This is a genomic window from Flavobacterium sp. FlaQc-47 (assembly GCF_044006475.1).
Lineage (GTDB): Bacteria > Bacteroidota > Bacteroidia > Flavobacteriales > Flavobacteriaceae > Flavobacterium.
Map to the genome: position 1 here is coordinate 252,404 of NZ_JBIPCQ010000005.1, position 12,768 is coordinate 265,171.

Annotated in this window: 13 protein-coding genes; 7 read left to right on the forward strand and 6 right to left on the reverse strand. The window is 32.9% G+C overall.

Annotation, left to right across the window (positions count from 1 at the left end):
* Nucleotides 1-18: 18 nt before the first annotated feature.
* On the reverse strand, nt 19-1,122 hold the full coding sequence (gene hisC, locus ACHRVX_RS17615) for a histidinol-phosphate transaminase (protein WP_395334523.1): 1,104 nt from the start codon (nt 1,120-1,122) through the stop codon (nt 19-21).
* A 30-nt stretch (nt 1,123-1,152) separates the two neighbouring features.
* On the opposite strand from hisC, the gene ACHRVX_RS17620 reads away from it, so the two are divergent.
* Nucleotides 1,153-1,407, forward strand: a complete 255-nt coding sequence (locus ACHRVX_RS17620) for a hypothetical protein (protein WP_395334525.1) — start codon at nt 1,153-1,155, stop codon at nt 1,405-1,407.
* A gap of 36 nt (nt 1,408-1,443) precedes the next feature.
* Here the strand turns inward: ACHRVX_RS17620 and ACHRVX_RS17625 are convergent, their stop codons facing one another.
* The 4 genes from ACHRVX_RS17625 to recF form a co-directional block, all read right to left on the reverse strand.
* Entirely contained in the window at nt 1,444-2,502 is a 1,059-nt protein-coding gene (locus tag ACHRVX_RS17625) for a glycosyltransferase (RefSeq protein ID WP_395334527.1), read from the reverse strand.
* A 204-nt stretch (nt 2,503-2,706) separates the two neighbouring features.
* Entirely contained in the window at nt 2,707-3,387 is a 681-nt protein-coding gene (locus tag ACHRVX_RS17630) for a DUF2461 domain-containing protein (RefSeq protein WP_395334529.1), read from the reverse strand.
* A gap of 10 nt (nt 3,388-3,397) precedes the next feature.
* Nucleotides 3,398-4,096 carry a thioredoxin domain-containing protein gene (locus ACHRVX_RS17635; protein ID WP_395334531.1) on the reverse strand — a complete coding sequence of 233 codons (699 nt, stop codon included), beginning with the start codon at nt 4,094-4,096 and terminating at the stop codon, nt 3,398-3,400.
* Nucleotides 4,097-4,365: 269 nt separating this feature from the next.
* Nucleotides 4,366-5,448 carry a DNA replication/repair protein RecF gene (gene recF / locus ACHRVX_RS17640; RefSeq protein WP_395334533.1) on the reverse strand — a complete coding sequence of 361 codons (1,083 nt, stop codon included), beginning with the start codon at nt 5,446-5,448 and terminating at the stop codon, nt 4,366-4,368.
* A 400-nt stretch (nt 5,449-5,848) separates the two neighbouring features.
* Between recF and ACHRVX_RS17645 the strand changes: the two genes are divergently transcribed.
* From ACHRVX_RS17645 to ACHRVX_RS17670, 6 genes are all read left to right on the forward strand, one after another.
* Nucleotides 5,849-6,634, forward strand: a complete 786-nt coding sequence (locus tag ACHRVX_RS17645; protein WP_395334535.1) for a tol-pal system YbgF family protein — start codon at nt 5,849-5,851, stop codon at nt 6,632-6,634.
* A gap of 85 nt (nt 6,635-6,719) precedes the next feature.
* Nucleotides 6,720-7,292, forward strand: coding sequence for a 6,7-dimethyl-8-ribityllumazine synthase (gene ribH / locus ACHRVX_RS17650; protein ID WP_395334537.1), 573 nt, complete (start codon nt 6,720-6,722; stop codon nt 7,290-7,292).
* 163 nt (nt 7,293-7,455) lie between these two features.
* Entirely contained in the window at nt 7,456-9,369 is a 1,914-nt protein-coding gene (gene mutL, locus ACHRVX_RS17655; RefSeq protein WP_395334539.1) for a DNA mismatch repair endonuclease MutL, read from the forward strand.
* Entirely contained in the window at nt 9,366-10,115 is a 750-nt protein-coding gene (locus ACHRVX_RS17660) for a rhomboid family intramembrane serine protease (RefSeq protein WP_395334541.1), read from the forward strand. The genes mutL and ACHRVX_RS17660 overlap by 4 nt, the downstream gene beginning before the upstream one ends.
* 43 nt (nt 10,116-10,158) lie before the next feature.
* Nucleotides 10,159-11,022, forward strand: coding sequence for a rhomboid family intramembrane serine protease (locus ACHRVX_RS17665; protein WP_395334544.1), 864 nt, complete (start codon nt 10,159-10,161; stop codon nt 11,020-11,022).
* 18 nt (nt 11,023-11,040) lie between these two features.
* On the forward strand, nt 11,041-12,087 hold the full coding sequence (locus ACHRVX_RS17670) for an endonuclease/exonuclease/phosphatase family protein (RefSeq protein ID WP_395334546.1): 1,047 nt from the start codon (nt 11,041-11,043) through the stop codon (nt 12,085-12,087).
* A 61-nt stretch (nt 12,088-12,148) separates the two neighbouring features.
* Here ACHRVX_RS17670 and ACHRVX_RS17675 read toward each other — a convergent pair whose 3' ends face one another.
* Nucleotides 12,149-12,763, reverse strand: a complete 615-nt coding sequence (locus ACHRVX_RS17675; protein WP_395334548.1) for a WbqC family protein — start codon at nt 12,761-12,763, stop codon at nt 12,149-12,151.
* Nucleotides 12,764-12,768: the final 5 nt, after the last annotated feature.

The window sequence follows — 12,768 nt, forward strand, 5'->3', positions numbered from 1 at the left end:
ATAACAAATAATAAAATTTTACTTTAAAGCGGCAATAAAAAGCTGCATTTCCCTCATGGTTCCAATCGTAATTCTGGTCCACTTTCCGTTTTCTTCGTAGATTTTTGTTCCTGATATGTTATGGTTTTCCAATTGTTTGAAATAATCTTTTTTATAATTTTCTAAAGAGAAATAAATGAAATTTGAATGAGACGCAATGCAAGTCAGGTTTAATTGAGTAAGTTGGTCAATAGTATATTTCTTAACTTCATTGTTTGAAGAGTAAACCTGCTGAATAAATTTTTCATCATTTAAAGAAGCTAATGCGGCTGAAGCAGATACAACACTAACAGACATATTTGTAGATGATTTTAAAATGCTCAATTGTTCAATAGTTTCAGAATGTGCAATCGCATAACCAACCCGTGCGCCGGCTAATCCGTAGAGTTTTGAAAAAGTTTTGGTTATTATCAGGTTTTTATTTTCAATAACAAGGTTGCTTAACGATTCTTCTTTAGTAAAATTGATGTAAGCTTCATCTACAAAAACGATTGCTTTTTTTGTTGCTTCATTTATAAACGAAACCAGTTTTTCTCTGTCACAAATGGTTCCGGTAGGATTGTTTGGATTACAGATGTAGACCATTTTTGTATCTGAATCAATTGCTTTTAACATCGCCGTTAAATCGTGTTTTCTATCCTGAGTCAACGGAACGGTAATTTTTTTTATGCCTAATTTTTCAGATGAAGCTGTCCAATAATCGTATGAGGTTTCGGCCATTATAAAATTGCCTTTTTGTAGAGCGGAATACTGAAGAACTACATCTAAAATTTCAGTTGAACCGGCACCCAATAAAATATTATTATCTGAAACATTGTTCTTTTTCGCAATTGCCGAAATTAATTCTGACCAAAGATCCCAGCCATATCTATTACTATTATTTACACTTTTTTCCATTGCAGCACGAGCAAGCGGAGACGGACCGTAAGGATTTTCATTTGACCTTAATAGTATTGGTGAATTATCAAAATCAGGTAAAATGTAATCTTCTGCGAATGGATTTGCAAATGTTTCAAATGGAATAAAACCTAAACCTATTGTGCCTAAACCTATCTGTTTTAGCCAGTTTCTTCTGTTATTCATCTCTATTTCAGGATTAAATTAAACAATTCAGTGAAACAGTATGACGTTGTGATTGAAAAAATGTTACGTGTTGTGGGGTTTTTATCGCAAAGTTCGCAAAGATTTTTTTACTTATTTGGATGCTTAGAAAACAAAAATTTTACAAAGCTTTATGTATACAAAGCTTTGAGAACTTTATTAGAAAATCACTTAAATAAAAACTTCGCACTTAAATTTTTAAATCTGGTGATTCAAGATTTACACCGACAAAGCTTTGCGAACTTTTGTGTTTGCTCAACAGGCTAATAGACGAAAAAATCTTTGCGAACTTTGCGGTAAAAATTACCTTCTGGAGTCCAGCAACTCATGATATTTATCTGAAATTATCTTCATATTCATATCATAGTTTGCATTCTCTTCAACAAATTTTCTGTTTGAAAGAATCGCATTATTTCGGGATTCAGTATTTTTAAAAGACCAGATCAATTCTTCGGCAAGCATTTCAATATTATCAATTTCAATTAATTGTCCGTTTTCACGATGTTTGATCCAGCTTTGATTTCCCGGAATATCAGAAACTACGGGATAACAATTACAAGCCATTGCCTCAAATAAAGAAGCCGAAACACCTTCGGTAATGGGCATACTGATATAAATATTGGATTGCTGTAGTAATTTAGGAAGTTCCATATTTGGGATTCGTCCTGTAAAAATTACTTTGTTTTCGATTTCTAAAGTTGCAGCTAAATCTTTTAAGGATTGTAAACGGGTTCCGTCGCCAACAATTGTAAGCGAAAAATCGATTCCTTTTTGATGTAAAATTGCAAAAGCTTTCAAAATAGCATCATGTCGATATTCCGGTTGTAAAGAACGCGTTACAATTGCCTCAATTTTATTTGAATTATTAATTGAAGGAGAAAAAAGCGTTAAGTCAATTCCTTTTGGGATAACTAAAACTTTATTCATATCAACGCCAACGGCTTTCATCGAAATTGTCATAACAGGTCCCCAGGCATGAATTAAATCAGCTTTTTTAAATGCGTGTTTTTGAATTATTTTCTTGAATGGCAATAAAACGGAACCATCCGGCCATAAATCAGTTCGTCCTTGTTGGGCGATTGCAATGGGATGCATTCCTGAAATTGCAGCCAGAAAACCATAACTGGTGGTTCTTTCTGCAATAACCATATCCGGTTTTTGCTCACGAATTGTTTTACGAATTGAAATAGGAGAGAAGGCATATTCTAAAATGCGCTTAAAACGGTTGAGTTTTGAGTTGTTTGGTGTTTGAAGTTCCCAGGTGCAAATTTCAAAATCGCCAAATTCTTTCAAACCATTTATCCATGTAATTGCATCGGCGCGATAAGATTCTCCCAGAAAAAGTATTTTTCTTTTTTTCATTCGATGATTATTTTTTGCCACGAATTTCACGAATTTTTGCTAATTTTTTTATTGTTTAGCTTTCACAAAGATTCAAACTTTATTGAAGCTTTAGTTCGTATGATTCGTGGTTAACTTTAAGGTTTTGTTTTTCGCTACGAATTTCACGAATTTCCACTAATTAATTCGTGCTAATTCGTGAAATTCGTGGCAAAAAAATCAAAACTAAAATTCTTCGTCCGTTTCTAAGGCGCGGTTAATGAATTCGTTTAATGGTTTTAAAGCGATTAGCTTCTTGCTCATTTTGGCAACAAAATCTTTTTGAGTAACTTCAGAAATGTCAAATTTCTGAGTCGCAGTAAAACTTTTCAATTTTAGAAATTCAATTGCAGGATGGTCTTTCTCGTAACCTCTTGGCGGATTTTTAAGCGAATTGTTTTCGTCTATATCTAAATTTCCAAATTCCTTTTTGAAGTTTTTATCTTTTAAGATAGCTTCTAAATCATCATGAAAGAAAGCAATTTCTTTTCTGACTTTTTTTAATTGGTCGGGATCCGGAGAGTAAAATCCGCCCGCAATAAAACTGGCGCCTTTCTCAATATGTACATAATAGCCGGAACGATTTTGACCTTTAGCGCCAGACGACATCCAAACGCCTAAATGTGCTTTGTAAGGAGATTTATCTTTTGAAAACCGAATATCACGATTGATTCTGAAAGTACAATTTTTAATTTCCAGTAATTCTAAGGAAGGATCAAGCGGTTTCATAGCATCCAGAAAATCTCCGACTAATTGATGATAATCTTTTTTGAAAATCTCATATCGTTTTTTATTGTCCTGAAACCAATCTCTATTGTTGTTCTTTTTTAAGTCGTCTATAAATTGCAATGATTCTTTCGTAAGCATATTTCTGTATTTATTGCAGTTGTTTTTTTAAATCTTTTTCGCTGATAAGTCCTGTGTTTTTCCATTGAACGGCTTTGTTTTCGTATAAAACCAAAGTGGGAAGCTGATCAATTTTTAGTTGAGTTGCCAGCGTTTTGTTTTTGTCAACATCGATTCTGATAATGACTATTTTATCTGTCATGTCCTTTTGCATTGTCAAAATATACGGTTCCATTTGTTTGCATGGTCCGCACCATTCGGCATAAAAGTCGACTAAAACTTTTTTGTCCGTATTTAATAAATCATTAAAGTCATTCATTGACATTCCAACGTTGGTTGTTGTTGGTTTGCCAAATCCTTCTTCGTTCCAGTTCATGATTCCTCCTTCTAATTCATAAACAGTAGTAAAGCCTAATTCAGTCAGTTTTGCAGCTGCTTTTTTGCTTCTTCCTCCGCTTAAGCAATACACATAAATGGGTTTTGATTTGTTATAAGATGCTGCTTTTGATGCAAAATCTTCACTATTCCAATTTACATTTTTGGCATTATCAATATGTTCTGATTCAAATTCATCCGGAGTTCTTACGTCTAAAATTTGTGGATTTTCGGTTGTTTTAATTTTTTCTGCAAATTCCTTTGGAGCAATTGATTCAAAAGAATTTGATTTTTTTTCGTTGCAGGAAATTAGTACAACTGAAACTATTAGAAATAAAATTTTGAGGAATTTCATGGGGTCAAATTTTAAAAAATGATATCGCTAAAGTAATGATTTTTCAATTTTGAATTCTTATTGGAAAGTGAAATAAAAAAGTTTGCCACGAATTTCACGAATTAGCACAAATTTTTAAAAGATGTTGGTTTATTAATGTATAGTTTTTTTGTCATTTCGACCCAAGGGAGAAATCACACTCGTAATTCTACAAAGATTGGCGACATGTATAACGGAGTTTCTAGTGTGATTTCTCCTTCGTCGAAATGACAAACTTTGAGCAAAAAAAATCACCCTAAATTAAATAGTTTATAACTCTGATGTGTCGATTTTACTATAGCTTCCGTTCGTTCCGGATGTGTATCTGAAATAAAAAGCTGTCCGAAAGTCTCGCTGTTTACCATTTCGATAATTTTAGAAACACGGGTTTCATCTAATTTATCAAAAATATCATCAAATAATAAAAGAGGTTTTACACCGCTTTGTTTTTTTAAAAATTCAAATTGAGCTAGTTTTAAAGCAATCAAAAAAGATTTCTGCTGCCCTTGCGATCCGAATTTTTTTATGGGATGTGAATCTATTTCAAAAGATAAATCATCTTTATGGATTCCCACGCTTGTATAATGAAGCGCGCGATCTCTATTAATGTTTTCCTGTAAAAGTGTCAATAAATCTTTTTCAAACAAATTACTTTCATAAACTAATTGCACCGTTTCTTCAGATCCGGTTATTGTTTTGTGGTGTTCATTAAATATAGGTATGAATTGTTCCAGAAAATCTTTTCGTTTTTCAAAAATAGATTTTCCGTAACTATTCAGCTGCTCATTATATATAGATAAGGTATCATTATCGAAAACATGATTCAATGCAAAATATTTGAGCAACGCATTTCGCTGTACAATTACTTTTTGATATTGAATAAGCTGATGTAAATAAGTAGAATCTAATTGGGAAATCACACTATCCATAAATTTACGGCGCGTTTCGCTTCCTTCAACAATTAAATCGCGATCTGCGGGAGAAATAATTACTAACGGAATAAACCCAATATGATCTGAGAATTTATCGTATGCTTTTCCGTTTCTTTTCAGGATTTTCTTTTGTCCTTTTTTTAAACTGCAAACAATTTGTTCCGTTCGGTCATTTTTTTCTAATTCGGCATCAATCACAAAAAACTCTTCTCCGTGTTTGATATTTTGTACCGCTAACGGATTAAAATAACTTTTTCCGTATGCTAAATGATAGATTGCATCCAGTACATTGGTTTTTCCAATTCCGTTTTTGCCCACAAAGCAATTGATCTTCAGGTCGAAATCAAAACTGACTTCGGAGAAATTTTTATAATTGAATAAGGAAATTTTATTTAAATGCATTTTTTATGGACTGGAAGAGCAAATTTAATGCTTTAGAAGACAACTTTCTCTCGTGGATTAGTTTTTCTGCTACTCCCGATAGCTATCGGGATAAAAGATTAAAAAGAATTTGTCTCTCTAAATTTAATTCAATAGATGTTAATCTCTAAGATTTGGCTAAAAATTACGATTATTGTAAAAGGAAATCATATTTTGATTAGCAAAAAAAGGAGTGTGCAAAATTATCAAAAATTATTGGAATATTAGGTTTTTAGCGGATTTCAAGCTGAATTATTTCGCTGTAAAACAGGAAGAAGAAGCTGTTTAGTGAATTATTTTTTTAAAATGGATATAAATTTGCTTTTTTTTGCTTTAGTTTCAATAAAAATTTTATTTTTGCCGTTCACTAAATTAAATTTAAATGGCTACTTACAATAAAAGAGGATATAAGGCACCAAAGGAAAAGGAAGTTAAAGAAGAAGTTGTAAATGAAGAACAACAAGTAATTCTTGATGGAAAAAACAGTACTACAGCTGACGTTTTTTCTAAATTAGATGAAACTGCTTCAAGAACTGAGGATTGGGTTGCTAAAAATCAAAAAATCATTATTGGTTTAGTTGCCGGTATTGCAGTTGCTACTATTGGATATTTGGCTTACCAAAAATTCATCGAAGCTCCTAAACAAGACGAAGCTGCAACAGAAATGTTTGTTGCTCAACAAAACTTTCAAAAAGCAACTGATGGTGTAGCAAGCGATTCATTATATAAATTAGCGTTGAATGGTTCTGAAGGTAAATTCGGATTCGTGAAAATTGCTGATGAATATTCTGGAACTGATGCAGGAAATTTAGCGAATTACTATGCTGGAATGGCATATTTGAATACAGGTAAATTTGATGATGCAATTAAGTATTTAGGTGATTTTAAATCTGATGATTTAATTTTAAGCGCTTTGGCAAAAGGTGCAATAGGAGATGCTTATTCTCAAAAAAACCAACAAAAAGAAGCTTTAGACTATTATGTAAAAGCTGCTGAATCAAACAAAAACGATTTTACAACGCCTCGTTTCTTATTAAAAGCCGGTAAAACTGCTTTGGCTTTAGGTCAAAAAGAAGATGCATTGAAATATTTAACAGATATCAAAGATAACTACGATACAACTCCAGAAGCAGCTTCTGTAGATGTATTGATAGGATTAGCGCAATAATTTAATTGCAGAGTTTAGATTTTAGAGTTTAGATTTGTATTTTTACAATCTGAAATCAAGAAATTTAAAATCTTAAATATAAAAGATGGCTACCGAAAATAAAAATTTATCAGAATACGATAAAAACACGATCCCAAATGCGAAAGACTTTCGATTTGGGATTGTTGTTTCTGAGTGGAATGAAACTATAACTGAAGGACTTTATAATGGTGCTTTTGAAGCGCTTGTTGATAATGAAGTTCCTGCTCAACAAATTATCCGCTGGAATGTTCCCGGAAGTTTTGAGCTGATTTATGGTGCAAAAAAAATGCTGCAAACGCAAAATGTAGATGCGGTTATTGTAATTGGATGTGTAATTCAGGGACAAACCAAACATTTTGATTTTGTATGCGAAGGCGTAACGCAGGGAATTAAAGATTTGAATGTTCAAACTGATATTCCGGTTATTTTTTGTGTCTTAACAGATAATAATATCCAACAGTCAATTGACAGAAGTGGAGGAATTCACGGAAACAAAGGAACTGAAGCTGCGATTGCTGCTATCAAAATGGCATATATTCGCCAGCAAGCTTCAATGTCGCACCCATTTAATCAACCTTTGTTGTCTTCTGGAGCAATCCAAATAGAAGAAACTCCAATAAAGATCGATAAAGAATAAAGCACACTTGTTTTAAAATACTAAAACCTATACTGTGTAAAATAGTATAGGTTTTTTGTTTTTTTTATGATAGCAGTTATTCTAAAAGCCAAGAGAAATTCATTAAATTTGTGCTTCTTGGTTTCAAAATTTTAAACCTTAACCTTTAAACCTTTTTTTCTTAATGTCCAGTATTATTCAATTACTTCCTGATCACGTTGCTAACCAAATTGCCGCTGGAGAAGTGGTTCAAAGACCTGCTTCAGTTGTAAAAGAGCTGTTAGAAAATGCTGTTGATGCAAAAGCAACTGACATTAAATTGATTATTAAAGATGCAGGAAAATCATTAGTTCAGGTTATCGATAATGGTTCAGGAATGAGCGTGACCGATGCGCGTTTGTGTTTTGAACGTCACGCTACTTCTAAAATCCGTCAGGCAGAAGATTTATTCTCCTTGTGTACAAAAGGTTTTCGTGGTGAGGCACTGGCTTCAATCGCGGCGATTGCACATATGGAAATGAAAACGAAGCAGGATCAGGAAGAATTGGGAACACATATTATTATTGAAGGAAGTAAATTTGTTTCGCAGGAAGTCGCGGTTTTACCCAAAGGAACTTCATTTGCCGTTAAAAATTTATTTTTTAATATTCCCGCGCGTCGTAACTTCTTAAAATCAGATACAGTTGAATTTCGTCATGTTATGGATGAGTTTCAGCGTGTAGCATTGGCACACCCAAACATTCATTTTACATTTTATCATAACGGAAGCGAAATGTATAATTTGCCCGCAGCAGGTTATCGCCAGCGCATAGTTGGGATTATGTCCGGTAAAACCAATGAAAAATTAGTGCCTGTTAACGAAGATACTGAGATTATCAATATTCAGGGATTTGTTTCTAAACCAGAATTTGCGAAGAAAAACAGAGGAGAACAATTCTTTTTTGTAAACGATCGTTTCATTAAAAGCGGTTATTTGCATCACGCTGTAATGGCGGCGTACGACGGACTTTTGAAAGATGGTTCACAGCCGAGTTATTTTCTGTATTTACAAGTTCCGCCAAATACCATCGATATCAACATTCATCCTACTAAGACAGAAATTAAGTTTGATGATGAACAAGCTTTATACGCTATTTTAAGAGCATCGATAAAACATAGTTTAGGACAATTTAATGTTTCGCCTGTTCTTGATTTTGATCGTGATGCTAATTTAGATACACCTTATCATTACAAAGATTTAGAAGGTGAAACGCCTACCATTCAGGTTGATGGAACTTTTAATCCGTTTACGGATGATAAAACCAATCAGCATTATTCTAAATCAGGTTCTGGTTCAGGATCAGGTTCTGTTTACAGTTCCGGATCGGGTTCAGGTTCTTATTCGGGATATAATAAAAGAGTAGAACCAACCGCAACGTGGGAAAGTTTATATGTAGGTTTAGAAACCGATACTATAGAAAGTTCCCCTTTTACATTTGAAAATGAGGAAGAAGTAACTTCGTCATTGTTTAATGATAATGAAATCGAGCAGGCAAGTCAGGGAACCTATCAAATACATAAAAAATATATTGTTTCGCCAATAAAATCCGGAATGGTCATCGTGGATCAGCAACGCGCGCACCAACGTATTTTATACGAGCAATTTTTATTGAATATGACTGTAAATCAGGCTTCAAGTCAGCAATTATTGTTTCCGTTGAATTTGTTTTATTCTTCAGATGAAATGACACTGATCGAAGAATTAAAACCATCTCTGGAAACGACAGGTTTTGTTTTTGAAGATGCACAAACAGATCATATCGTAATTTCTGGAATTCCTGTGAATATTACCGAAAGCGAAGTTTCAATGGTAATTGAACAATTGTTGAGCGATTTGCAAGACGGAATTCCCGCAAGCAGTTACAGTCAAAATGATACTATTGCCAAGTCAATGGCGAAAAGTTTAGCGGTTAAAACAGGATCTTATTTAACCGAAAAAGAACAAGATAATCTGGTAAACGGTTTGTTTGCTTGTAAAGATCCAAATATTTCACCTTTTCAAAAACCAACTTTCATCACAATGCGTGTGGAAGATATAGATAAAAAGTTTGCCTTATGATGAATATGACTCCCGTAGTAAAACAATTATTGATAATCAATATCATATTTTTTATTGGTTCTCAATTAGTTCCGGTTTCTTATGAATATTTTGCTATGTTTTTTCCGGAAAATCCAAGTTTCAAAGCGTGGCAGCCTATTACACATATGTTTATGCATGGCGGTATTATGCATATTGCTTTTAATATGATTGCAATGGTCTCTTTTGGTTCTGCGTTAGAACACTTTTGGGGAGGTAAAAAGTTTTTGTTTTTTTATATTTCCTGCGGTTTGGGAGCGGCATTATTACATACAGCGGTAAATTATTATTCTTTTCATGAGACCATGAATGTTTTAATGACGAATGGATATCAAAAAGACCAGATTTTGAAGCTTTTAGGCGAAGGAAAAATAGATACAAGATGGCAGGATTTAGTTTCGGTTTCACAATTTGAAAGTTTTACTGATTCTTATATTGGTACAGTTGTAGGAGCTTCAGGCGCTATTTATGGTTTATTAACTGCTTTTGCATTCATGTTTCCTAATGCTGAGTTGGCTCTTATGTTTATTCCTATTCCTATCAAAGCTAAATATTTTGTTCCCGGAATTTTAGCAATTGATTTGTTTTTAGGATTTAGAGGGAACTCTTTGTTTGGAAGCGGCGGAACAGGAATTGCTCATTTTGCACACGTTGGCGGAGCTTTAACCGGATTTTTAATTATGTGGTATTGGAAAAAGAATCAGTTTAATAGTAATCGTTGGAATTAATTTCTAATTTTAATAGCGCAAATAAAAACCAAAAGAAGCTTTTATGAATATTCTTGATGATTTAAAACTACAATATAGATTAGGCGGTATTGCAATGCGTGTTATTTATTGGAATATTGCTTGTTTTTTGATTTCTTTAATATTCTTCTATCAATATTCCGGAGGTGGTTTTGCGTATCCTGACTGGCTTGCATTGTCATCAGATCCCAATGTGTTTATGTTTAAACCGTGGACGTTTTTGACTTATGCATTTTTTCATGCTACGTTTTTGCATTTACTGTTTAATATGATGGTTTTGAATTTTGCCAGCAATTTATTCATGACCTTTTTTACTCAGAAACAATATTTAGGATTGTACATTTTAAGTGCTGTTTTTTCCGGTGTTGTTTTTTCACTGAGCTTTTATTTTTTAAATGTTGCAGGATCTATAGTTGGGGCTTCGGCAGCAATTATGGCAATTTTAGTTGCAGTAACAACCTATCAGCCCTTAATGAATGTACGATTGTTGCTAATTGGCAATGTTAAACTCTGGCATATTACGGCAGTAATTCTGGTTCTTGATTTAATGCAGTTCCGTTTAGATAATACTGGCGGACATATATCCCATTTAGCCGGAGCATTCTTTGGATTTATATTCATAAAATTGCTTCAAAACGGAACAGATTTAAGTATTGTAATTTCTAAAACATTAGATTTCTTTACCAATCTCTTTAAAAAATCCCCTACGACCCCTTTCACAAAAGTTCATAAGAATTACAACAAACCTACAGAAAAAGTTACATCAAGAATTGTTACGAAAGATAAAACGCAACAACAAATAGATGAAATTTTAGATAAAATTAGCCAGTCCGGTTATGATTGTCTGACAAAAGAAGAAAAAGAGTTTTTATTTAAAGCTGGAAAATAATCCTTTTAGCAAGAAAATATGAAAAACCTTTCGTGGTTTAATAAAATAATGTTCTTTTTGAATATAGTGCTTACTGTAGTAACCTTCAGTATTTATATTCTACCATTCCTAGCACCTAGAAGCTTTCCGCTTTTATCGGTGCTGACGCTGTTTATGCCGGCTTTTTTTGTATTTAACGGGTTGTTCTTCGTTTATTGGGGAATTCAGTTTAAAAAGCGTCTTATTTTATCTGGTCTGGTTTTATTGACAGGAATTACCTTTATCAGTAAGTTTTATAAATTCTCTGCCACAGAATATATCAAAGACGAAAAAGATTTCTCGATAATGAGTTATAACGTGCGTCTTTTCAATGTGTTTAAATGGTTGGATCGTGATGATATTCCATCAAACATAAAAGCATTTATTGACGAGAAAGATCCGGATATTCTTTGTATTCAGGAATATTCCAACTCAGCTAATATCGATTTAAAAGTGTATCCTCACCGTTATATTTTTATTGATGGAAAGCAAATTAAGACCGGTCAGGCTATTTTTTCAAAGTTTCCTATTATTTTTGAAGGCAATATTATTTTTCCAAAATCTGACAATAATGTTATTTATGCCGATATAAAACGCGGAAAAGATGTTATCAGAGTGTATAATATGCACTTGCAATCTATTAAGATTTCACCGGATGTTAGTGATATTTCGAATAATATCGATAATGTAAATCAGGAAAAATCACAGCTAATCTACGGCAGAATTAGTAAAGGATTCAGGCAACAGCAAGAACAGGCAGAAATTTTTAAAGAAAATATCAAAAAATGTACAACGCCGTTTATTATTTGTGGAGACATGAATAATAGTCCGTTTTCCTATGTTTACCGAAGCATAAAGGGAAAACAGAAAGATGCGTTTGAAGAAGCCGGAGAAGGTTTTGGAGCAACTTATAAGTTCCGCTATTATCCCGCCAGAATTGACTATATTTTTACCGACAGTAAAATGAAAGTCAAGCAATTTGAAAGTTTTCCTGATTTTGAAAACTCAGACCATTATCCTATAATGGCGAGAATTTCCATGGAATAAAGTTTTAAAAATTCCAATTTATTAAATTCCAAATTCCAAAATTTGAAAGTGAAAAATAATATTAGACTATTTTTTGGCTTTTTAAATAATCCATGGCAAATTTACCTTCGTTAAAAAGTAAATCCAGAACACTTAAATTATTGATGAATCCGTGTTTGTCATCAAAAACCTGAGTATATTTTTCGAATGTATTCGGATCTTTTTTTCCGTTGGCAAGAAATCTAAAATCAGTTACATTTTCTGTTTCAACAAAATATTCAGTTGTTTTTGAAAAGGCTAATTTCATTCTTAAACATTTTGTTACAATATCCAGAACTTCCATGTTTAAATCCATCAGGAAAGTATGCTGCTTTTCGAAAACAGGGCGAATATCATCTTCAAAAAACTCAAAGAATGGTGAACTTCTATATCCTGCTTCTAATGATTTAAAGTGTTGTTTTTGCCAGTCAAAATCATTCTCAATATAAACATCTTTTGTTTTTTGATGTGCTGATTTGGAATGTTTGACAGGAATATTCAATAATTGAATTCCGTTTGGGCTATAGATGTAAGTACGATTTCTATTGGTCTGCTTCTGAAAATTATCTTCCATTTCAAAAGTAATATTTTCAGATTGAGCCATTACTGCAAAGTGGCTAATCGACGGAAAATAGGTAGGAAGTAATAGAGAGTTCATTATAT